The 21197-nt window shown below is 69.7% G+C and carries 26 protein-coding genes and 2 pseudogenes; 10 read left to right on the forward strand and 18 right to left on the reverse strand.

Features of this window, described 5'->3' with window-relative positions; genetic code table 11:
• Positions 1-25: 25 nt before the first annotated feature.
• Positions 26-448, forward strand: a complete 423-nt coding sequence (locus tag AB0G50_RS15990) for a hypothetical protein (protein WP_360108152.1) — start codon at positions 26-28, stop codon at positions 446-448.
• Positions 449-709: 261 nt separating this feature from the next.
• On the opposite strand, the gene AB0G50_RS15995 is transcribed toward AB0G50_RS15990, so the two are convergent.
• Complete coding sequence (locus AB0G50_RS15995) at positions 710-1159, reverse strand: ATP-binding protein (RefSeq protein WP_360108155.1); 450 nt, start codon at positions 1157-1159, stop codon at positions 710-712.
• Between the two features lie 486 nt (positions 1160-1645).
• On the opposite strand from AB0G50_RS15995, the gene AB0G50_RS16000 reads away from it, so the two are divergent.
• From AB0G50_RS16000 to AB0G50_RS16010, 3 genes are read left to right on the forward strand one after another with little or no spacing between them, the layout of a single operon-like run.
• Positions 1646-2455: a ferritin-like domain-containing protein gene (locus AB0G50_RS16000; RefSeq protein WP_360108158.1), complete on the forward strand. Its 810-nt coding sequence runs from the start codon at positions 1646-1648 to the stop codon at positions 2453-2455.
• Positions 2452-3246 (forward strand): ferritin-like domain-containing protein, encoded by a 795-nt coding sequence (locus AB0G50_RS16005; protein ID WP_360108161.1) that lies wholly within the window; start codon positions 2452-2454, stop codon positions 3244-3246. The genes AB0G50_RS16000 and AB0G50_RS16005 overlap by 4 nt, the downstream gene beginning before the upstream one ends.
• On the forward strand, positions 3247-3600 hold the full coding sequence (locus AB0G50_RS16010) for a plastocyanin/azurin family copper-binding protein (RefSeq protein WP_360108164.1): 354 nt from the start codon (positions 3247-3249) through the stop codon (positions 3598-3600).
• Positions 3601-3614: 14 nt separating this feature from the next.
• On the opposite strand, the gene AB0G50_RS16015 is transcribed toward AB0G50_RS16010, so the two are convergent.
• The 5 genes from AB0G50_RS16015 to AB0G50_RS16035 form a co-directional block, all read right to left on the reverse strand.
• Positions 3615-4052: a response regulator gene (locus AB0G50_RS16015; protein WP_360108359.1), complete on the reverse strand. Its 438-nt coding sequence runs from the start codon at positions 4050-4052 to the stop codon at positions 3615-3617.
• On the reverse strand, positions 4052-5629 hold the full coding sequence (locus AB0G50_RS16020; protein ID WP_360108167.1) for an ATP-binding protein: 1578 nt from the start codon (positions 5627-5629) through the stop codon (positions 4052-4054). The genes AB0G50_RS16015 and AB0G50_RS16020 overlap by 1 nt, the downstream gene beginning before the upstream one ends.
• Positions 5630-5738: 109 nt before the next feature.
• Positions 5739-6113, reverse strand: coding sequence for an STAS domain-containing protein (locus tag AB0G50_RS16025; RefSeq protein WP_360108170.1), 375 nt, complete (start codon positions 6111-6113; stop codon positions 5739-5741).
• A gap of 114 nt (positions 6114-6227) precedes the next feature.
• Complete coding sequence (locus AB0G50_RS16030) at positions 6228-6668, reverse strand: ATP-binding protein (RefSeq protein WP_360108172.1); 441 nt, start codon at positions 6666-6668, stop codon at positions 6228-6230.
• Between the two features lie 189 nt (positions 6669-6857).
• On the reverse strand, positions 6858-7919 hold the full coding sequence (locus AB0G50_RS16035) for a glycosyltransferase family 4 protein (protein WP_360108175.1): 1062 nt from the start codon (positions 7917-7919) through the stop codon (positions 6858-6860).
• A 417-nt stretch (positions 7920-8336) separates the two neighbouring features.
• Here AB0G50_RS16035 and AB0G50_RS16040 point away from each other — a divergent pair, with 417 nt between their 5' ends.
• Entirely contained in the window at positions 8337-8609 is a 273-nt protein-coding gene (locus AB0G50_RS16040) for a GlsB/YeaQ/YmgE family stress response membrane protein (protein WP_360108178.1), read from the forward strand.
• A 134-nt stretch (positions 8610-8743) separates the two neighbouring features.
• Here AB0G50_RS16040 and AB0G50_RS16045 read toward each other — a convergent pair whose 3' ends face one another.
• On the reverse strand, positions 8744-9703 hold the full coding sequence (locus AB0G50_RS16045; RefSeq protein ID WP_360108181.1) for an alpha/beta hydrolase: 960 nt from the start codon (positions 9701-9703) through the stop codon (positions 8744-8746).
• 232 nt (positions 9704-9935) lie between these two features.
• On the opposite strand from AB0G50_RS16045, the gene AB0G50_RS16050 reads away from it, so the two are divergent.
• Positions 9936-10391, forward strand: a complete 456-nt coding sequence (locus AB0G50_RS16050; protein WP_360108184.1) for a hypothetical protein — start codon at positions 9936-9938, stop codon at positions 10389-10391.
• 71 nt (positions 10392-10462) lie between these two features.
• Here AB0G50_RS16050 and AB0G50_RS16055 read toward each other — a convergent pair whose 3' ends face one another.
• The 3 genes from AB0G50_RS16055 to AB0G50_RS16065 form a co-directional block, all read right to left on the reverse strand.
• A complete protein-coding gene (locus AB0G50_RS16055) occupies positions 10463-10603 on the reverse strand; it encodes a hypothetical protein (RefSeq protein ID WP_360108187.1) in 141 nt (46 codons plus the stop codon).
• A gap of 91 nt (positions 10604-10694) precedes the next feature.
• Positions 10695-11093 carry a hypothetical protein gene (locus AB0G50_RS16060; protein ID WP_360108190.1) on the reverse strand — a complete coding sequence of 133 codons (399 nt, stop codon included), beginning with the start codon at positions 11091-11093 and terminating at the stop codon, positions 10695-10697.
• A gap of 22 nt (positions 11094-11115) precedes the next feature.
• Entirely contained in the window at positions 11116-11445 is a 330-nt protein-coding gene (locus tag AB0G50_RS16065) for a hypothetical protein (RefSeq protein ID WP_360108365.1), read from the reverse strand.
• A gap of 75 nt (positions 11446-11520) precedes the next feature.
• Between AB0G50_RS16065 and AB0G50_RS16070 the strand changes: the two are divergent.
• Both AB0G50_RS16070 and AB0G50_RS16075 read left to right on the forward strand, forming a co-directional pair.
• Positions 11521-11992, forward strand: a pseudogene (locus tag AB0G50_RS16070) (type VI secretion protein); the annotation flags it as partial.
• Positions 11993-12172: 180 nt separating this feature from the next.
• Positions 12173-12503, forward strand: a pseudogene (locus AB0G50_RS16075) (replication-relaxation family protein); the annotation flags it as partial.
• Positions 12504-12836: 333 nt separating this feature from the next.
• On the opposite strand, the gene AB0G50_RS16080 reads toward AB0G50_RS16075, so the two are convergent.
• From AB0G50_RS16080 to AB0G50_RS16090, 3 genes are all read right to left on the reverse strand, one after another.
• The gene (locus AB0G50_RS16080) at positions 12837-13139 is read right to left on the reverse strand and encodes an SH3 domain-containing protein (RefSeq protein ID WP_360108368.1); all 303 of its coding nucleotides are present in this window, start codon (positions 13137-13139) and stop codon (positions 12837-12839) included.
• A gap of 571 nt (positions 13140-13710) precedes the next feature.
• Entirely contained in the window at positions 13711-13944 is a 234-nt protein-coding gene (locus tag AB0G50_RS16085) for a hypothetical protein (protein WP_360108193.1), read from the reverse strand.
• Between the two features lie 27 nt (positions 13945-13971).
• Complete coding sequence (locus AB0G50_RS16090) at positions 13972-14370, reverse strand: hypothetical protein (protein WP_360108196.1); 399 nt, start codon at positions 14368-14370, stop codon at positions 13972-13974.
• Positions 14371-14483: 113 nt separating this feature from the next.
• On the opposite strand from AB0G50_RS16090, the gene AB0G50_RS16095 reads away from it, so the two are divergent.
• Both AB0G50_RS16095 and AB0G50_RS16100 read left to right on the forward strand, forming a co-directional pair.
• Positions 14484-14786 carry a hypothetical protein gene (locus AB0G50_RS16095; protein ID WP_360108199.1) on the forward strand — a complete coding sequence of 101 codons (303 nt, stop codon included), beginning with the start codon at positions 14484-14486 and terminating at the stop codon, positions 14784-14786.
• A 385-nt stretch (positions 14787-15171) separates the two neighbouring features.
• The gene (locus AB0G50_RS16100; protein ID WP_360108202.1) at positions 15172-15540 is read left to right on the forward strand and encodes a replication initiator; all 369 of its coding nucleotides are present in this window, start codon (positions 15172-15174) and stop codon (positions 15538-15540) included.
• A 337-nt stretch (positions 15541-15877) separates the two neighbouring features.
• On the opposite strand, the gene AB0G50_RS16105 is transcribed toward AB0G50_RS16100, so the two are convergent.
• The 5 genes from AB0G50_RS16105 to AB0G50_RS16125 all read right to left on the reverse strand — a co-directional run bounded on the left by AB0G50_RS16105 (position 15878) and on the right by AB0G50_RS16125 (position 21164).
• Positions 15878-16357, reverse strand: coding sequence for a hypothetical protein (locus AB0G50_RS16105; RefSeq protein ID WP_360108204.1), 480 nt, complete (start codon positions 16355-16357; stop codon positions 15878-15880).
• A gap of 511 nt (positions 16358-16868) precedes the next feature.
• A complete protein-coding gene (locus tag AB0G50_RS16110; RefSeq protein WP_360108206.1) occupies positions 16869-18917 on the reverse strand; it encodes an IPT/TIG domain-containing protein in 2049 nt (682 codons plus the stop codon).
• Between the two features lie 382 nt (positions 18918-19299).
• Positions 19300-19773, reverse strand: a complete 474-nt coding sequence (locus tag AB0G50_RS16115) for a hypothetical protein (protein ID WP_360108209.1) — start codon at positions 19771-19773, stop codon at positions 19300-19302.
• 238 nt (positions 19774-20011) lie between these two features.
• Positions 20012-20572: a hypothetical protein gene (locus AB0G50_RS16120; protein ID WP_360108212.1), complete on the reverse strand. Its 561-nt coding sequence runs from the start codon at positions 20570-20572 to the stop codon at positions 20012-20014.
• Between the two features lie 7 nt (positions 20573-20579).
• Positions 20580-21164: a hypothetical protein gene (locus AB0G50_RS16125; protein ID WP_360108215.1), complete on the reverse strand. Its 585-nt coding sequence runs from the start codon at positions 21162-21164 to the stop codon at positions 20580-20582.
• Between the last annotated feature and the right edge of the window lie 33 nt (positions 21165-21197).

Genomic DNA, 21197 nt, shown 5'->3' on the forward strand with positions numbered 1-21197 from the left:
GCGGAGGACGGCGCAGGAGACGCAGATGAGCGACATCACCACCCTGTGGTCCTCGGGCCGCCTGCCCGTCGAGGACGGCCTCTACTTCGCCGACGGCCGCTCCTACGCCGTCGAGGCCGACGAGCGCGGCCTGCGCCTCGTCGAATCCTTCGACCTGGGTGAACTGCTGGCCGAAGACCCCGAGTGGCTGACCTCCATCGACATCACCAGGGAAATCCGAGTTCCCGGTGGCTACGCGTGCGCGGGCGAGGGCTCGCACGGCTCCGAGGGCTTCTTCGCCCGACTGGACGAGGACCGCTCACTGATCTGGGTCTGCTACCTGTCCGAGTCCAACCCGTTCGGCGAACTCACCGTCGAGGCGACAACCCTGACCGCGACCTCGACCTCCGGTCTGTCGATCACCCTCCCCCTCGACAACCCGGACAAGGCACTACCGGCCGAGAACTGACCCGCGCCGTCGGAAACGTCGGCGGCATCGCGGTGACTCCGTTCGAAACGGACGTCGACGGCCTGTCGATCATGCTCAACCGGACCGCCTGCATTCCGCGGTCTCGAGGACAACCTCCCCCGAGCGCCCGTCTTGCCGGGGTGAAGCACGGGAACCGGTAGGCGCGACGGGCCTCGTCGGTGGACATACCCGTGCCCGACCACGGCGGGCGCCGACGACGACATCGCCCTGCGGGTGCCACCGGTCACTCCACGCCCGACGTCAGCCGGAGAACCGAGGTCGGGGCACACCGACCGTTCGACACCCCGGGCGAGGACCCTGCGCGCGTCTTCCCAGCCGCCCCCTCAGGGTGGCCCACACCGTCTTGCCCCGCGTCCCGTGGTGCACGCCCCAGCCGGTGGCGACGTGGTCGACCATGATCAGCCCACGTCCCCGGGTTTCGGCGATCCGCGAGTGCCCGTAGCGGAGTCGGAGGGCGGAGTCGTCGTCCACCTCGACCCGGAGGACGTCGCCGTGCTGCCAGGTCACGTGCAGTCGGCCGGTCGAACCGGCGTGGTCGACCGCGTTGCCGACCAGTTCGTTCACGACCAGCAGCACGTCGTCCAGATCGTCGCGGTCCATGTCGACCAGCTCGTGCCGGACTCGTTCCCGCAGCCCGGCCAAGCTCACGCCCTCGACCGCGACCGAGAACTCCGCGCGCCATTCGATCACGGGACACCTCGACCTTCCGCCTGGGAGGCAACGGCCGCCGGGTTCCGGTCCGGGCCGGCTCGGCGCTGCCGCTCAAGGGGGGGTACCCGCCGGTCTCGGTTCCACCCGTTCCCGTTCGGGCGATGACGTTCGGAACGCCGTCTCCGCGGCGATGAGCAGGCGGTCGGCGGGGTCGTCCTCCACCAGCAGCACGGTCGCACCACCGTGCCGCGGGTCGGGAAGCACGACCGGCTCCCCTTCGCGTCGCCTCGTGCCGAGGAGTCGATCGGCGCGATTCCAGGGGCTGCCGGTTCCTCCAATCCCGCCCCGGGATCCGACTGTCCACATCAGACTTTCCACGTCGACCGGGGAACCCTGGTCCTCCGTCCTCGATCGTGTGGTGCCGGGAATCTCGACTGGCGGGTGCGGACACCCGCGTATCGACTGGGCCGGCAGCGAGCCGGATCCGCCGAGCCGGTCGTGTTCCGGCGCAACGAGGGAGTGCCTGTGGGCCGCCACATCGACGAACGTGGGTTGCGGGAGCTGATGGTCGAGTCCGACGACCTCCAGTCGGACGCGATGCGCACGGCCAGGCGGGATCTCGGCGACTACGTCGAGGCCGCGACGGAAGCTCGGGACGCGGTCTCCGGTGGTGTCCGGACGGGGTGGAGCAGGCGCGGGCTCGCGATGGGGTTGGCCGGTGCGGGGGTGCTGCTCGCGGCGTCCCCGGCTGCGGCCGACGCCGCGCTGGACGTGCAGGTGCTGCAAACCGCCGCCAGCCTGGAGAACCTCGCGGTGAGCACCTACAAGACCGCGCTGACGCTGGCGTTCGTCGGCGGCGCCGACGCCAACGCGGTGGTCAAGGCGTTCGCGACGAAGACCATGGACCAGCACACCGAGCACGCGCAGGCGTTCAACGCCGCGGTGACCAAGCTCGGCGGCAAAACCCAGACCGGGACCAACGCCAAGTACGCCGCGGTCGTGACGGCCGCCGTGCCCACGATCAAGACCGCGGCCGACGTCGTCGCGCTGGCGATCAGCCTGGAGGACGTGGCCGCGCAGACCTACACCAAGAACGTCGGCCAGGTCTCCACCCCGGAACTGCGGCAGCTGTTCGCGAGCGTGGCCGGGGTCGAGTCGCAGCACAAGGCGATCCTGTTGGCGGTCAAGGCGTTGCTCGACGGCGGCGCGCCGGAGCTGATCGCACTGCCGCCGGACGCGGCGAAGCTGCCCGACGCGGCCGGGAGCGTCGGGTTCCCCGACGCGTTCTTCCCCACCGAGAAGGCGTCCCCGGCCGAGGAAGGAGCGGTCAAGTGAGCACCGACGAGCGGCCCGAGATGCAGATCAGCGAACGCGAGCTGACCGCGATGACCCGGGACCTGGACGAGCTGCACGAGTCGACGTTCCCCGGCGTCCGCAAGCTGCTGGACGAGTTCTCCGCCAACCTCGCGCACATCACCCGCGGCAGGTCCACCGGCCGGCGCGGTTTCCTGCTGGGCGTCGGCGGCGCCGCCACCCTCGGCGTCGCCGCGGCGTGCTCCCCCGACGACTCCGCCTCCACCGCCACCTCGACCGCGCTGTCCACCTCGGCGTCCGCGACCTACGACGGCGACCTGAAGGTCGTCGCGCTCGCCGCGGCGCTGGAGAACCTCGCCGTCACCGCCTACACCGGCGCGCTCGACGCCGCGGGCAAGGGCACCCTGGGCACGGTCCCGCCCGCCATCGGGGTGTTCGTGCAGACCGCGATGAAGCAGCACCAGGACCACTCCTCGGCGTGGAACGCGGTGTTGACCAAGGCGGGCAAGCCCACCATCTCCGACGCGCCGCTGACGATCACCGCCGACCAGGTCAAGGCGCTGGGCGCGGCGAAGTCCGTGCCGGACGTGGCGAAACTGGCCCTCACGCTGGAGCAGGCCGCCGCCGAGACCTACACCTTCGCCGCCGCCAACGTCACCGACGCGGGCGGCATCATGACCGCGGCCACCATCCAACCGGTGGAGGCGATGCACGCCGCGATCCTGCACTTCGTGCTCGGCGAGTACCCGGTGCCCGACAGCTTCATCGGGATCACCAACGCCGTCAAACCCGACGCCCTGACCGCCAGGTAGATGCGGATCGCGCTGGTCGCGGCGGCACTCCTGCTCACGGGGTGCTCCGCGACCACCACCACGGCCCCGACGACGTCGACCGCGGCGTCCCCGTCAGTCGCCACCGGCGACGTCACGGTGGAGATCGTGAACTTCTCCTTCACCCCGCGGCAGGTCACCGTCGCCGTCGGCACCACCGTCACCTGGAAGTTCACCGACACCGCGAAGCACAACGTCACCGCGTCGGACAGGTCCTTCGCCTCCGGAGACCTCGCCGGCGGCGCCACGTTCCGGCACACCTTCGACAAGGCGGGCGACTTCTCCTACCTCTGCACCATCCACCAGTACATGACCGGCACCGTCACCGTGCGGTGAGGCCCGCGACCGGGTCAGGCCGGGCGGCGGGCGACCGAGCAGAAGAAGTGGTCGATGGTGTGCACGGTGGTGCCGAAGCCGTCGTAGTCGGCGGGTTTGGCGACGTAGGCGTTGGCCATCGAGTCGTAGCTGCGCACCACGTCCTCGTCCGCGTTCGACGTGGTGAGCACGACGACGGGGATGCGCTTGAGGTCCTGGTCCCGCTTGACCGCGTCGAGCACCTCGTGGCCGTTCATCCTGGGCATGTTGAGGTCCAGCAGGACGAGCGCGGGTCTGGGCGCGTCGCTGTGGTTCCCGCTGCGGCGCAGGAACTCCATCGCCTCGACGCCGTCGTGCACGCGGTGCAGCCGGTTGGGGATGCGGTGCTGCTCGAAGATCTCCTCGATCATCAACGCGTCGCCGTCGTCGTCCTCCACCAGCAGGACGTCGACGGTCTCCACCGGAGAGCTGATCACTGGGTCACCTGACTTTCGCGGTGGTCGACCGCATCGGGGGAAGGCGATTGTCGCGCGGTCTCGGGTTCGGCCGGAACAGGCGCACCGGGCAGGGTGAACCGGATGGTGGTGCCCTGTTCCGCGGTGGTGTCGAGCCAGATCCGGCCGCCGTGGAACTCCACGATCTTGCGGCACAGGGCCAGGCCGATGCCGGTGCCGGGGTAGCTGGTCTTGTCGTGCAGGCGCTGGAAGATCACGAAGATCCGCTCCGCGTACTGCGCGTCGATGCCGATGCCGTTGTCCGCCACCACGAACTCCCACCGGTCGTCGATCGGGCGGGCGGTGACCGACACGACCGGCGCGGCGGCGGAGCGGAACTTCACCCCGTTGCCCACCAGGTTCTGGAACACCGCGGCGAGCAACGTCGGGTCGCCGTGCACCACCGGCAACTCGCCCACCTCCATCCGGGCACCGGACTCGCGCACCAGGTCGTCCAGGTTCTCCACCGCCGCCCGCACCAGGTCCGCGGCCCGGACGTCGCGGTGGTCGTCCGAGTGCCTGCCCACCCGGCTGAACCGCAGCAGGTCGTTGATCAGCACCTGCATCCGCTTGGCGCCGTCGACCGCGAAGTCGATGTACTGGTTCGCCCGCCCGTCCAGCCTCTCGGCGTAGCGCGCCTGCAACAACTGGCAGAAGCTCGCGACCTTGCGCAGCGGCTCCTGGAGGTCGTGCGAGGCCACGTAGGCGAACTGCTCCAACTCCGAGTTGGACCGCCGCAGGTCGGCCGCCGTCGTGTCCAGCACCGTGTTGCGCTCCCGCGCCTCCGCCAATTCCGCCACGATCCGCCGCCGCATCGAGTCCACGTCCCGGCCCAACTCCGCCAACTCCACCGGACCGGACGCCGTGACGGCGTGCTCGAACCGCCCGGCCGCGACCTCGCCCACCTGCACCCGCAACACCGACAACGGCCGCAGCACGAACCGGTGCATCACCACCACCGCCGCGCCGATCGCGACCAGCAGCACCGCCATCGCCACCACGCACGTCGCCACCAGCCGCGAGGACGCCTCGTTGAGCGCTGTCCGGCTCCCGTTCCGCACCGCGCCGATCCGCGACGCCAGGTCCGACAACGCGGTCCGGACGGCGTCGAAGCGCTGTTTGCCCGATTCGATCGACGGCGGCGCGGCACCCGCCCGCACCGCCGTGATCACCGGGTCCGCGTACTCCGCGCGCCACGCCGCGATCGCCGAGTCGACCGCGGCGACCTCACCCGAGACCTCCGGCAACGCCGCCACCGCCGCCTCGATGTCGCGGTGCGCCTGCTCCTGGCGGCGCGTCCCGTCCTCGTAGGGCTGGAGGAACTCCGCCTCACCGGTCGAGGCGAACCCCCGCACCCCGGTCTCCTGGTCCACCAACGCCGTCGCCAACTGCTGCGAACCCACCACCGCCGGACCCACCACGTCCAACAACCGCGTCCGCGCCTCGTTCAGGTCACCGATGGCGATCGACACCGACGCGATGGTCCCCACCAGAACGGCGACCACGACCGCCGACACCACCCACGTCCACCGCCGCAACGACCACGCGCCCGACATCGCCAACACCTTCCCGCCGACCGCACCGCACCCGGCACCCACCGAGCCGCCGGAGTGTAGAGCCGAACGCGGAAAAGGGTTCCTGTCGGGGTTTTACCGCCCGCTCACCTCAGAGTCGTGTCGTCGCGGTGCGGACGGCGTCGGTCGCCTGGGTGACGTCGGGTCGCAGGCGCAGCACCCCGTCCAGCCCGGTCGCGGTCAACGGCCTCACCACCGCGCGCACGTCGGTGGCGACGGCGAACCCGAGCCCCCGCTCCTCGGCGTACCTGGCCGCCTCCACCAGGATCGAGATCCCGGCCGAGCCGAAGAAGGTCACCTCGGTGAGGTCGACCACCAGGCCGGCGGCGGAGCCGTCGAAGGCGTCGAACACCGCTTCCCTGGTCCGGCCGTAGACGCCCATGTCGACCTCGCCGGTGATCCTCACGACGGCCACGTCGGCGGTGCGGGTCGAGGCGATGTTCGTACCGGCGGGCTGGACGTCCATCAGAACGTGCTCCTTCGCATCCCCAGTGATCCACTCCCCGGACTCGCGGCGCGGGAAGGGGCAGATCGGACTCGGGTCGATCCTCCGGTCGGCTGGACAGGCTTCACGTCCCCACTACCCACAGGGTGGCACGGTCAAACCCGACTCGGCGGAGGTTTCCCGGCCGGTGATCACCACGTGCGCCCACACCGTCTTGCCCCGCTCGTGGCGCTCGACACCCCAGGCGGCGGCGAGGTTGCCGACCATGACCAGCCCGCGCCCGCGGTGTTCTCCCAGGCGGGAGTGGCCGACGACGAGCAGGCCGTGGGTGGAGTCGTCCACCTCGATCCGGATCAGGTCCGTCCCCTGCGCGATCCTGAGGCAGCGTGGTTTCTCGGCGTGGTCGAAGGCGTTGCTCACCAACTCCGTCACCACGAGCAGGCAGTCCTCGACGTCGTCCTCCGCCACGTCGGTCAACAGGGCCCGGACCCAGTCCCGGATCATCGCGAGCGCGACACCCTCGACCTCCATCACCGCGGTTTCGGAGAGGCTCCCCGGGTCCTCGACCGGGGTCATGCCTCGGGGATCCGTCGGGTCGGGTGCGGAGCCCGGCGGACACGTCCTACCGCGCCGCGCTGTGGTCGCTTCTTCGGCGACCCGTCCCGGTGACATGGCACGTCCTGCCCCGTACCCCGTGAGGAAGCACCTGAAACCCCCGCCTCCGCGGCCGATGGTGGCGTTCGGCCGCGGAGCCTCCACACCGGCTCACTTCCGCGCGCTGATCACCTGGCGGTACACCCGTGCCGTCTCGGTGGCGACCTGGTCCCACCCGTGCCGCAGCTGCACCCGGTCCAGTGCGGCCTCCGAGTAGGCGGTCAGCCTGGCCTTCTGCCCGAGGAGCCGGCGGACGACCTTGCCCAACGCCTTCGGATCACGCGGTGGAACCAGGTCTCCGGTGATGCCGGGCAACACGATCTCGGGCAGCGATCCGACCTCGCTCGCGATCGTCGGCACGCCGCACGCCATGGCCTGCACCACCGGCTGCGCCGACCCGGGCGACCACGGTGTGTGCAACGCGATGTCGGCGGACCTGAGGACCGAAGCGACGTGCTCGAGCCCCTCCGCCTCCACGACGTGTACGCGGTCGGCCACCCCGAGCGCACTCGCCCCGTCGAGCAACCGGCGCAGTTCCCGGGGCGAGTCGGGACGTTCCGGATCGCCGTCGCGGAGCACGAGCAGTTCGGCGTCGGACACCCAGGGCAGGGCGGCGATGGCGGTGTCGACGCCGTCCCCCGGTCTCAGGGCCGTGCGGTGCACCAGCCGGGCACGCCCGGTGCGGGGCGCACTGGGCCCGTGCACCGTCCAGGTCCGCGGGTCGACGCCGTCGCCGACGACCTGCGCCGCGGACCGGGCGACCCCTTTCGACACCAGTTCGGCCGCTTCGGCCTGCCCACCGACGACGAACCGGTCCGCCGGCCACAGCCGGGTGCCCTCGTGGGAGCGCCAGGTGTGCACCAGGGGCGTGGGCCGCGTGCCGAGGACCGGATCGATCGCCGCGCGCGCCACGGGCGAAAGGGTGTGCACGACCTCCGGCCGACGAACGGCCCACTCCGCCGCGCACCACTGGGCGAACCCCGCGTCGAGCGCACCCCGGAAGACGGCGTGCTCGACCCCGCGGCACGCCTCCTCGGCCTCCCCGGAGGAGTACAGCCGAACCCGGTGCCCCAGACCGGCCAACGCCTCCGCGAGCAGCCACGCCTCCCGCGCCGGAGCCCCGAACGCAACCAGGGCCACATCCCACCCACCGGTCGGCACTGCGCTGTCCATCAGATCTCCGCCCACGAAGAAGGAACCGCCCGGCGCGCGCCGGGCGGAACAGGACCGGTCGGTGCTCGCCGGGTGTCGCCGGGCGACTCACCGGTGAGCTCGTCGAACCGACGAACCAGGCTCCAGACGACGACAGGCCCCTTTTCCACCCTGCCGCCCGCACGAGTGGTACCCACACCGTGACCAGCGCACACGTCCCGTTTTCCGGACTTGGTGGCCGCCCACCTCACCGGTCGGACAACGCGGCCCGAAGTCCTCAGTGGACCCCATCACCAATACATCCACTGTGGACGCACGACGAAATCCCGTCACCCCGAATAGGTGTAGACCACTGCCGCCGGGGGCACCCTCCCACCAGACGAGCACGCCGCCACAACACCCCCGACAGCCGCGGCGTCGACACAAGGAGTCGAATCAGTGGGAATTCTCGGTTGGATCGTCCTGGGCCTGATCGCCGGCGCCATCGCGAAGGCCATCATGCCCGGCCGCGACCCGGGCGGCATCCTCATCACCATGGTGCTCGGCATCGTCGGCGCCGTGATCGGCGGCTTCATCGGCAGCGCCCTGTTCGGCACCGGCGTCGAGGGCTTCTTCGACCTCAGCACCTGGCTGCTGGCCATCCTCGGCTCGCTCATCGTGCTCGGCGTCTACCACCTCGCCACCGGCCGCAGCCGCAGGGCGCACCACTGACCCACACCCACCGGTGGGCCGGTCCCCGAGGGGACCGGCCCACCTCGTCGTCACCGCCCTGGTGTTACCTCGACACCACCCGCCCGCACTCTGCGCCCGCGCACACCGGCGCAAGCCGGCCGTGGTCCGGGTGGTCAGTGCCGGTTGGCCCGGAAGAAGTCCAGCAGCACGGGGTTGACCACGTCCGACCGCTCCCAGTGGACGTTGTGCCCGCACTCGTTGGCCACCACCGTGCTCACCCTGCGGAAGTGCCCGGCCAGCAGACGCTGCACCGGCGGTGAGGTGTGCGGGTCGGCGTCCCCCCACAGCAGCAGGGTGGGCACGGTGAGCCGTTCGATCACGGCCCAGCTCAGCGCGGTCGCCCTGGGCTGGATGATCCCGTCGGGCCCGGCCCGGTGATGGATGTCCAACCACCTGGCGACCCCGTCCGGGTCGATCGCGCGGTAGGCCGGGCCCAACTCCCGGAAGTGGATGGGCAGCGCGTCGACCTCGGGCGCCCGCAACCGCTCCACCATGTCCTGGTAGTCCTGCTCCCGGACCTGGAGCACGCACGCGCCGATCACCAGGCTGCGCAGCCGGTCCGGGTGGTTGAGCGCGTAGTCCATCGCGTACCAGCCGCCACCGGCGACGCCGACGACGTGGAACTTCCCGATCCCCAGGAACTCCACGAGGTCGTGCAGGTCCTCGATGCCGGTCCGCGGGTCGTTCGGGTCCTGCACCGGCGAGTTGGCGTACCCCCGACGCGAGTAGCCGATGACCCGGTACCCCGCATGGGCGAGGTACGCCTGCTGGTACGGCCAGCTCTCACCACTGCCACTCAGGGCGTGCAGCAGAACCACCGGCTCACCGCGCCCGCCGGTGTCCCAGTACCACAACCGCGCCCCGGGCACCTGGAACAAGCCCTGGGTCGCCGGAACCTGCTCGGGCACCGGGATAGGGCGCACCGGGCTGCCGGGGCCCGGGACGCCCGGCGGGTGCGCGTCGGCGGTCCCGTCGACCAGGGCCGCGCCGCCGAGGGCGAGCCCGGTTCCCTGTAACAGGGTCCGGCGGGATATCGGAAGCGACGGGTTCGGGTCGGCCTCGGCGTTGCCCATGTGACCTCATCTCGGGTGACCGGTTCCGCCGACGTGCCGGACGTGCCGAGAAGCCGAACCACCGGCGCATCGGTGATCACGTGCCGAGTCGGGCGGGTGCGGCGGCCGTCCGGAGCGTAGCGAACGGTCCGCACCCGACTCCAGGCGTTCACCGTGGAGGACGCACCCAGGTGATCACCGCCGCCTGCCGACCGCTGCCGTGCGCCGGCGCGGTCTACGCACCGCCCGGTTGGTGGATGCCCAGGTAGAACCTCACGGTCGTGCCGTTCGGCGCCTGATCGCACTCGTCGCCTGGGGCACGGCAAGGCAGACGAGGGCCGCCCGAGCCGCCCGCCACATCCGCCACCACCCCCGCCTGGGCATCGTCCTGCTCTCCCAGCACACCGAAACCAGCCACTCCGTCGACCTGGTCACCTCCGGCCGCTTCGGCTACCACCTCAAGGACCGCGCGTTCGGCGTCGAGGACTTCCTCGACGCCCCGCACCGCGTAGCCGCCGGCGGCTCGGCCCTGGACCCCGACGTCATCTCCCGCCGCCTCCGCCTCACCGCCCGCACCGTCGAAACCCACGTCGGCTCAATCCTGGCCAAACCCGGCCTCGCCGACTCCGACGAAGACCACCGCCGAGTCCTCGCCGTCCTGCGCTACCTGGACCACCCCACCAGGCTCGAACACGAGGTGGAGCCCTGACCCGAGCGGTCGCGGCACGTCGACCGCACGCCAGGCCAGAGCTCCACCCCTACCCCACGCGCATCATGGGTTCAACCGTCGACCAGGACCTTCACGATGCGCCGGACCTTGAATTCATCGACCCACGCCGGGGCAGAGTGCGATGCCACGTAGGCGGCGCCACCGACGGTCATCACCCGGGGTTCGAGGTAGTGACTGGAGAACACTTCCACGACCCGCCACTGCGAGTTGATCGCAAGTGCCCACCGCCTCCCGCACTAGCACCAGCAGACCGAACATGTCGCGATGACACCGAACCCGCTATCAACCCTCCCGCGCCGCAACCCAGGCACGTTCGAACTCTGCCCCGGTTATTTCTTCCGCCGTGAAATCACGCTGACCAGAGATTTCCCCCAGGGAAGGAAAAGGTATCTCCGAGAGTCCCACGCTCTCAGTTTCACGAAATTCGTCCGCCCATTCCGATCGACCGTCACGAAATATCTGCACCTTCCTGACTTCGTAGTCGTCGTCCCCCAGTTCACTTAGATACACAACGGGGTATTCTTCCGATGAGTGCAGCCAGCGAACCTCGACGTACTTCACCTGCCAATTCCTCCCGGAGCTGACGACCCGGCCCGCAAGATCGAGTAGACCACTGTTCGGCATCAGGTAGACACCCGACCTGCCCGACGCTTTGACTACGTCCAGTTCGGTGACGTCCACCTCGATGTAGTGAGTGAACTTCTTACCTGCCCAAGACACTGCACCAGCCCGAGATGTCCTTCAGGATCTCCCAGGCGACCTCCTTGATCACATCCCACTTCGTCTTGTGCGCATCCGCCTGCGCCCGCGCGTAATCCGCCTCCGAGATCCCCGCCTCGGCCAGGATCCGCGCACGCTCCTCGCGCACGTAGATCGACTGCATCGCCGCCTGACGGTTCACCGCCACGTAGTAGGAACGCTCCGCGTTCCACTGCGCCGGATCCTCGTAACTCGGCGACCCCGGCGGAACCAACGGACTCGACGCCGCGTGCAGGCCGCACGCCACACCGTCCGGACCGCAGTTCACGATCATGCCGATCGGATCCGAGAACGTGATCGGGTTGTTGTTCGCGTACGCGTAGCCGTTGAGCTGCTGCGGATCGTTGTTGTCACCGACTCGTCCCGCTCCCAGGTCATCAGCCCGCTGATGAACGAGCTCCGCGCGTTCCTGTTGCGCCCCTTCGTCCGCGACGCGATCGCCGGCGGAAGATCCACAGTAGACCTGAACGCGGTTCTCGACGGCGGGATCTGCCTGGTGCGCATCCCCAAGGGCTCGCTCGGCGAGGAGACCACCCGGTTGATCGGCTCACTGGTGGTCGCCCGCACCTGGCAGGCCACCACCGGCCGAGCCCTTACCCCACAACGACAACGCCGCGACGCGAGCCTGGTCGTCGACGAGTGCCACAACTTCCTCAACCTGCCCTACCCGCTCGAGGACATGCTCGCCGAGGCCCGCGGGTTCCGGGTCGCGGTTGTCCGATCACGACCTCGCCCACCTCGGCTCCTACCACGCCGTCGCACGCCTCGTGCTGGGCGGCGAACAGGCCCAACCGTTCACCATGATCACCCAACCCCTCCCACCCGCCACCGCCAACGGACCCGGCACCGCCGGGTCCGGGTCGACCGGCACGCCATCGGGTTCGTCTCGGACCGCGCCCGGCGCACGCCGGCGCAGCACCGACCCGCGCGCCGCCAACACCGCCGAACACCAAGCCGCGCCGGCATGGCGGCTGACCCCGCGCGACAAGTGACTCGCACGGATGCTGTAGGAGCACAGGGTCCTGACCTGAGGGGATCCTCGACCGCTTCCCGCCCTTCATCACCCTCAACACCACCCCGATGCACTACGTACCGGCACCCGCAGGCGCGACCGTGCTCGCCGCCGAGGACGGCCTCGACGTCAAGGAGCTGGGCTACCGGCACGACCGCGCCTTCGGCATCGCCCACAGCCTCCGCCTGGCCCACACGGTCGACGTGGCCGAGTGGTTCACCGCCCTGGTCGACCGCGCAGGTCGAGTGGTTCCTGGAATACGACTTCGGCACCGAGGCCCTGAACAAACTCGCCGGAAACTGACCGGCTACGCCGACCTCGCCGCGCGCTGTCCCGGCTACCCGACGCCTGGTCACACGTCTCGCTCACGATCGACACCCGCGAAAGCACCGCGCAGGTGCCCGACTCGCCACACCCGACACCCGCACCACCTTCACCGATGCCACCCGCCACGGCACCTCACAGCCCGAGCTCGCAGGATACGAAATGAGCCCTCGCCGAGATCACCTTCGAAACCCGCAAAGGAAACGGGACCAGGTTCCATCCCTCAAACCCAGGGACCCTTGTCCTCAGTCCCTCGTGGCGATCTCGGCGGGAGGGAATACCGGGTGGGCGGGACCCGTCGCCCCCGCCCACCCGGAGTGGTACGAAAATCAGGAACAGAGGTACTGCGCCAGCACCCACCCGTTCGCCGGCGAGTAGATGTGGAACCACACTCCGTTGTAGGTGTCGTCCACCTCGACAGTGGTTCCCCCGACCAAGGTCGCGACCGGGCTGCTGCCTTCGGTAGGAATGTTCCGAACGGTGATCTCCCGGGCGCAAACCTTGCGCGAGAACAGCACGTGCGGGCCGGAGTCCGTGGCCGGTGCGGGTCCGGCGGAAGCGGCGGAGACTCCGCCGGCCAGGCACAATGCTGCGGTGGCGGCGACGATCGCGCCGCGCAGAACGGTCTTCACAGGAATGTCTCCTTGTCGAAAAAACGGTATCCAGTCGGTGATTTCCGACCCGATGCCTCCACCCTAGGTGAATATCGAACCGACTCAAGGCCATGTTGGATAATCACCGAGAACGGAGTAGTGCCGACTACGCAAACGACACCCCCACCGGCGTGCGATATAGGCCGCGCCACCCGGACGGGCCGCCTGCCCTAATCGTTCGGAGCACTCGCGGATCGCGCTCGCCACAGCCTGTCACTGGAGAGCAGGCCACATTATTACGGGAAATCGATAAATTCCAGAGCGGCCGGACATAAACGCGACCGGCCCGAAATTCGGGTACCGGCCCTCACCCATCTGCCGGCGGGACGTGATCGACTCCGTTTGCACCCCTGGGCAGGAGCACCAAGGGATGGCATCGCAGTCACCCCGAGCGTGGCGAGGTTCCAGGGGTTGGGCACGGATGGCGAACAGTCGACCACGACGAGTTTCGTGTCATGTGGACGGTCGCACGGTATGGGTTCGAGATCGACCTCGGTCGTCCGGTGGAGCTTCCGGTCGTGCTCCGACCACGGCGAGGATTGGTCGAGGCTCAACCGTCGACCACGGAGGCGAGCGCGGTAGCGATTGCCTCAGCGTCCTCGTTCAGCACACGGACGGTGATGTAGGAACACCTCGGTCCGACCTCGACCGAGACGCTGCTCGAAACCGAAGTGGCGGCCCAGTTGATGCAACCACGGTTGACCCGTGGGGACGCCGCCGCTTCCCTGTCGTCCACGCCGAGCTTGACCGCCAGTGGGACGAGGGTCTCCACGATCGTACCCATCAAGCGTCCGTTGACCTTCCTCATCTCCTATGCCCGCTGGACCTTGACCCGATATTGGCGCAGGTAGGAGTCGAGAGCCTCGGCGCCAGCTTCCGCGGGCAGGCCGAACGACATGAGAAGACCCTTCGCCGAGAACCAGGCATCCAAGTCGGGTGGTACGACCGTGTCGTCGTCACGGATCACCGGGATCAGCTTCTTCGTCGTCCTGGACTTCTTCACGCGGTCCATCGGCGAGTGCCCGATGTCCTCCTCGTCGTCGCGCAGCCACCGGAAGAACTGCTGCAAACCCTTGTGCTTGTTCAACGCCGTCGCCCCCGACCGCGTTTCGACCATCCACGCCTGGAAATGCTCGACGTGCGCCCGGCCGACCGAGCCCGGGTCCTCCGCCGCCTCGTCGGACTCGGGGTCGGGAAGGTGCTCGGCCAAGTAGCGGGCGAACTGGGCGGGGGGCAGGCAGGTAGTTGCAGCGCGTCGTCTTCGGATGACCTGCTCCGGGGTTCTGCGTCGTCGGACTGGTCCCAGACCCGCGCAAGGAGGTCGTGGGATTTCGGCACCTGTTCGGAACCCGCGTGGCGCTGAGGCTGGACGAGACCGCGCAGGTCGACATGGTCCTGGGTGACGGCGCGCGCGCCCGCGGTGCCGCCGCGCACGAGATCAGCGAGCAGACGTCGGGCGTGGCGTGGGTGAAGGACGACGGTCGCGGACAGTCCGAACAGGTCCGCGCGTTCCACGTCACCGATGCCGACTTGGTCGAGCTGGGCGCGTTCCTGGCCGCGGGCGACGCCACCGTGCACACCTTCCCCCATCGACCCGACGACACGGCCGGAGGTGCTGCGGCGTGAACGAGTCCACTGTGGAGCCCTCCGGTGTGGTGCCGGCGGTGCCGCTGGACGTGGCGGGTATGACCTCGGCGGAGCGGGCTCGGTTGCCGTTGAGCCTGGACGTGGTCAAGGCAGCGGCGGAACCGCCGGTCGCGGATGGCGCAGTGCCGGGAAGGCTGGCACCTCGACCACGAACCCGTGGCGGAACGGCACGTGCCCACCGCCGATCAGGTTGCCCTGGTGACCTACCGATCGGACCTGACCGCGGAGTACCGGCGCGCGCAGGCCGAAAGGGGCGGAAGATCAGGTCGAGGACCTGAGGGAAGGCATCCGGGACGCGGACGTCGACTTGCGCGGCGAAGGGGTCCGGGGCGACCTCCCTGCCGTCGAACGGCCGAACCTGAAGATGGCCGCGAGGTCGACCCGGCGTCGTCAGGACGCACCGGACCTGCCTCGTCGCAAGGTCAACAAGCGCACGGTGGGCCGGGAGTTCGCTGGTCGCTACCGGCCGTCGACGTTCGTCACGCTCACCCTCGCCACCTCCGGCAGGGTCCGGTCGGACGGTGCTCCCGTCGACCCCGACACCTACGACTACCGGCGGGCTGCCCGCGATGCCGTGCACTTCGCCTCCCTGGTCGACAGGTGGTGGCAGAACCTGCGCCGCGTCGTGGGCTTCGACGCCCAGCATTTCGGGACCGTGGAGCCGCAACGCCGGATCACCTCGATCTGTTCGCGGAACCTGCGCGTCAGGTGGGCGCGAGACCAGCCGACGTGACCGGCCAGGGTGTCGATCGCGGTACGGCCGTGGCCGCACCGCAACCGGTTCCACGCCTGGCGCACTTGCGGGGTGCCATCCCGGTCGTCAAGCGCGAGACGGCCCAGGATCGTGGCTTCCAGGGCGTTGAACCTGGAGCTGTCTCCAGTGCGGCAAGCGCGCTCGTGGCCGACGCGGCCGTCCGTGCGCCGAGCAGGTCGACGACGGTGTCAATCAGGTGGTCCATCCGGTGCCGCAACAGGCGATAGCCACCCAGCGGTGTCAGCTCGACGGCTCGATCTCCGCCTGACCGGATGCCTTGAGTGTGACAGTGCCGTCCCGGTAGGCGGTGCGAGTGTCAGGAGATGGTGAAGACCTGCCTCGGACCGGCGGCGTACGGGTTGATGGACCAGCTGATCCAGGAGCTCACCCGGATTTCGAGCTTCTCGCCCTTCGCCAAGGTCCCTTCCGCGTGCACCGGCGCGGTCCCGGTTTCGTAGGTGTCGCTGCACTCTCCTTCGGTGGACGACTTCTTCCACGACTGGCTCGTCCCGCCGTACTCCAGCCACGCGGTGTACCTCACGCCGACGAAGGAGCGGGCGCAACTCGCCGAAGCGGTGCCATCAATGGTGTACCCGCCCCGGCCGTCCCAGGACACGGTTCCGGAGACCCTTCCGTCGTGATCGTCATCCTTTCGCACGTAGGAGCTGAACGGAGCGGACCCCGGCTCCACATCGGCGGGAGCGGCGACGGCGGCGGGTGCGCCGACCGCCGTCAGGAGCACAGCCAGGACGGTCGGGTGGAAAGCCGCACGGGCCTTCGCGGACATCGTCGACAACGAGATCAACCTCCGTGGATCGCGCAGCGCCGGCGCTGCTGGTCGGCACAGGTTTTTCCCTCGACGGAATTCCTACCGGACGAGCCCGCGGATCGCCGGACGATCGCGCCGAGTCCCTCGATCAGGTGGATCGGACATCGAGAAGGCGCTGATCGCACCCTCGGGAACGGGGCGCCGTTCGTGACGCGAGGCGGACACGGCGCGACTCGGGAACTCACGTGGACCGTCTACGCACCGGCACGGATGCGAGCCTCCGGGGCTCGCGAGGATTGCGACTTCATGTGCCGGATGCTCGCGACAGACGAGCTGGCGCAGCGCCAGAGGACCATCAACACATATCCACTTCAGGAAGCCGGTCAATTGCCCCGTGAAGCATTTCCGGCCGGATCGGAAATCTTCGAGCCCGAAGGCGCCACAGTCCCACTACGAGGCCCGACAGGGCGGACTCCGGTGACCGTGTGCCCGATACCGAAGCCCGCCCCCTTGGACGGTGAAGCCGTATGGCAGAGGGTCAGCAGCCGATCCGGGTGTCGCCGGTGTCGGTGGTGCAGGTGTCGGAGCCGAGGCCGCCGTTGGCGGTGTCGCCGCCGGTGTTGTCCTTGACGTCGATGGTGTCGTTGCCCAGGCCGCCGCTCATGATGTCGGTGCCGTCGTGGTCGACGAGGGTGTCGTTGCCGTTCTGGCCGTCGAGGGTGTCGTTGCCCGGGCCGCCGTAGATCGTGTCGGTGCCGTTGTCGAACAGGTGCAGGAGGGCGTCGAGGAGGCACTCGCCGAAGCTGGAGTCGTTGCCCGCGCCCGCGTGGATGGTGTCGTTGCCGTTGCCGCCGACCACGACGTCGTCGCCGTCGCCGGCGTAGATGACGTCGTTGCCGTTGCCGCCGTCGATGGTGTCGTTGCCGCCGAGGCCGCAGATGACGTCGGAACCGTTGGTGCCGTTGAGGGTGTCGTTGCCGGGGGTGCCGGTGATGGTGCAGCCGAGCGCGTTGTTCACGGTGGTGGACTGAACGGTGGTGTTGTTGCCCGGCACGGAGTCGGGTTCGGTGCCCGAGACGGTGGCGGTCGCGGTGATGGTGCCGGTGGCCGACGGGGTCACCGCGATGGTGGCGGTCGCCGAGCCGGACGGGGCGATCGCGCCGAGGGCGCAGGACACCGTCAACGCGGTGACCGAGCACGAGCCCTGGGACGACGTGGCGGAGTTGATCGTCGCGGGTCCGGTGAGGGTGGTGGACACCGACACCCCGGTCGCGCCGGTCGGGCCGGCGTTGGCCGCGGTGATCGTGTAGGTGTACGGGTCGCCGCCCAGCGCCACCGGGTCGGCGGAGTCCGCGACCGTGACCGAGAGGTCGGCGTCGACGTAGGTGAACCGGTCGGCGGCGGAGGTGGCGCTGGTGCCGGTCGGCGTGGTGACGGTGACGTCCACGGTGCCCGTGCCCGGCGGCGCGGTGGCGGTGACGGTGGTGGCGTTCACGACGGTGAACGAGGTCGCGGCGGTCGTGCCGAACCGGACGGCGGTCGCGGCGGCGAGGTCGGAGCCGGTGATGGTGACGGTCGTGCCGCCGGTGGTCGGGCCGCTCGTGGGGCTGATCGCGGTGACCTGTGGCTGAACCGTCTGGGTCGTGATCACGCCGAACGGGCCCGAGCCCACTGGGATGGTCGCGGTCACGGTGTTCGTCGCGGTGGCGATCGCGGCCACGGACGAGGCGCCGTTGTTCGTGGCGTAGACCGTGGCGCCGTCGGCGGTGATCGCGAGGCGGCTGGGGTTGCTGCCGACCGGGATGGTCGCGGTCACGGTGTTGGTGGCGGTGGAGATCACCGAGACCGTGTCGGGACCCAGGTTGGCCACGTACACGCGGCTGCCGTCGGGCGAGGCGACCACACCCGAGGAAGTGGGGTTGGTGCCGAGGTTGACGGTGCCCGTCACGGTGTTGGTCGCGGTGTCGACCACGGTCACGACGCCGCCGCGGTGCGCGACGTAGAGACGGGTCCCGTCCGGGGTGACGGCCTGGCCCGTCGGCCGGGTCTGGCCGGTGGTGATCGTGGCGGTGACCGCGGCGGTGGCGACGTCGATCACCGACACGGTTCCCGAGACGTTGTTGGTCACGTAGGCGGTGGCGCCGTTCGGGGCGACGGCAATGGTTTGCGGGCTCGACCCGACCGCGACGGTCGCGGTCACCGCGTTCGTGCCGGTGTCGATCACCGAGACCGAGCTCGACCCGCCGTTGGCGACCAGGACCCGCGTCCCGTCCGGCGTGATCGCGATCCCGCTGGGGTTCGCGCCCACCGCGATGGCCGACCCGGTGGTCGCGGTGGCCGTGTCGATCACCGCGACACCGCCGCCGAACCTGGTCACGTAGACGCGCGCGCCGTCCGGCGTCGCGACGAGTTCGAGGGGTGAGGCGCCGACCACGATGTCCGAGAGCGCGGAGCCGGTCACGGCGTCGTACACGGTCACCGTGTTGCCGCCGCTGTTGGCGACGTAGGCGAACAGGTGGGTGACGGCCGCCGCGGCGGGCTGCGCGGTGACGGCGAGCAGTCCGGCCGAGGTCACCAGAGCGCTCACGGCGGCGGCCAGTCCTCGCCGCCACCCGGATCTGCGGCGCGTTTTCGGCATGAATTCGACAGTCACGTGCGGGCATCCTTTCCGACGGCCCGGTATCGGATCGACGACGAGCGGGAAACGACTGCGGATATTCGTGTCGATCCGACTGCGCGGCGGGTGACGCGTTTTCTGCGCGGTTCATCATGAACAGGCCTGATACGCGGGTCAAGGCGCACCCGGGAGCGCAAAGGAGTGATCCTGGCGGCAGAGGAGTGACGGATACTTTGACACCAAAGCGAGAATCCATCGACTTGACGGACCTCGGCCTTGACGCAGCGTCGCACCCTCGCCTTGTCCGGCGGCGCAAGCGGTGGCACTTCGCGTGCCCGGTCCGGAAATACGATCACCCGCCGCGATCGCGTCGAAACCACACCACTTTCACCAATCGGGGTGGTCTCGGCGGGATACCGGTGATCAACCCACTCGGGAAACCGATCAGCACGAGAGTGTTCTGCGCTGCGGTCGTGGTCACAGGCGGGTGAACTGCCAGGTGGACGGGCACCGGAGGTGGGTGAGATCCGTCGGGTCGGGTGCAGGCGCCGAGGGTTTCGGCGGTGACGACGAGTTGCTGGGTGACGGTGGCTCCGGCGAGGGTGCCGGCGGTGACCGGACCGGTGGTGATCACGACCAGTGCGCCGTCGGCCTGGGCGGGGTTACTGGTCCAAGCCCAGTTGCTGGTTGTGTTGTCGTTCCACCACAGGGTTTTCGTCGCCGATCCGGTCCCGGGATGAGGTGTGCCGACCGGCATCCGCTGGTCGACGTGCAACTCCGGGTGCCGGACCGACCGCTCATCACCCGGTTCGGGGAACTGCCCCACGACGCGATCGAACGGAAGACCTGAACCTCCTTCGGCACGGCCCGCCTCGACGGCGACGCATTCCCTTGCCCCACCGCATGAAGGACACCCGCGTTCTCATGGTCGACCCGACCTGGGCACGCAGGCTCAAAGCCGCCACGGTCATGGACGTCGACCGCCCTGGGCTGTGTGACCCACCGCGTGACGGCGCGGTGGGTCACATGCGGTCTTCGTTGGTGTGACGTCCGCGGTGGGGCCGTCAGTGGGTGAGCAGGAGGCTGTCGACGAGGCCGGTGGAGGAGGAGATGGGGGCGGTGCCGAGGAGGCAGCCGAGGACGCTGCCGAGGTAGCTGATCCCGGAGGTGACTTTGGTGGCGTTGTCGCCGACGTGCCGTCCGGCGGTGACGGTTCCGGTGAACACGACGGTTTGGCCGACGGCGGTGACGGCGGTCCAGGCGACGGTGCTGGTGCCGCCGGTCGGGTCGGTCCAGGTGAGGGTTTCGGTGGCGGGTGTTCCGGCGGTGGCGGGGACGCAGCCCAGGGTCAGGGTGTCGGTGTCGAGGCCGGTCGCGGTGGAGCCGACGGCGCAGGTGCCGTAGGCGTAGGCGCCGGTCACGGTGACCGGTTGGGGGGTGGAGGTGACCGGGGGGCTGAACGTGCGGGTGAAGGTGCCGACGCAGTGGACGTCGACGCCCGCGGCGGAGGCGGTGGTGGTCGGGAAAGCGGTGGCGGCGAGGGCGAGCAGCAGCGCGGCGGCGAGCCGGTGCAGACGTGGGACACGTCCGGATCGCGGCCGGGTGCGGGGGTGTGGCGTGGTCATGGTCGGGTCACACTCCGGTGATCTGGACGAGGATGGTGCCGTCCTGGGTGGAGACGCCTCCGGGCAGCAGGCATTGCAGCGGGTTCGGGGTGAGGTAGGTCCAGGTGATGACGGCCGCGGCTCCGGTGAACTCGCCCGCGGCGACGGTGCCGGTGGCGGTGTTCTGCAGGAGGCTCCCGGTGGAGGTCAGTTCGCCGACCAGGCCGGTGAGGGTGGAGGTCCGGCCGTTGTTCCAGTGGACGACGAGGCTGCCGCCGCCGGGGTTGAGCTGGAAGGCGAGGCAGGAGGCGTCCGGGACGGGGTAGGTGATCGTGGGTCCGGTGATGACGCCGGTGAGGGTGGTGTCGGTGGAGGTGCAGGACGGGACGGTGGTGGTCTCGTTCACCGTGGTGGTCTGCGGGGTGAAGGTGAGGCCGGGGGTGTAGGTGGCGTGGGTGCTCCCGGTGCAGGTGGCCGAGCCGGGCGCGGCGTGCGCGGCGGGTGCCGGGAGCAGGGCGTACAGCGCGATCGACAGCACGACCGCGCCCGCCCGGCGCCAGGATCGGGTCTCGGCGGAGCGCCGCTGCGGGCCGGGGCAGGCGGTGGTGTTCATCAAGGTCCTCTCCGAGGTGGTGCTTCCCGGTTC

It is taken from the genome of Actinosynnema sp. NPDC020468, from assembly GCF_040642015.1.
In the GTDB taxonomy this organism is placed as follows: Bacteria; Actinomycetota; Actinomycetes; order Mycobacteriales; family Pseudonocardiaceae; genus Actinosynnema.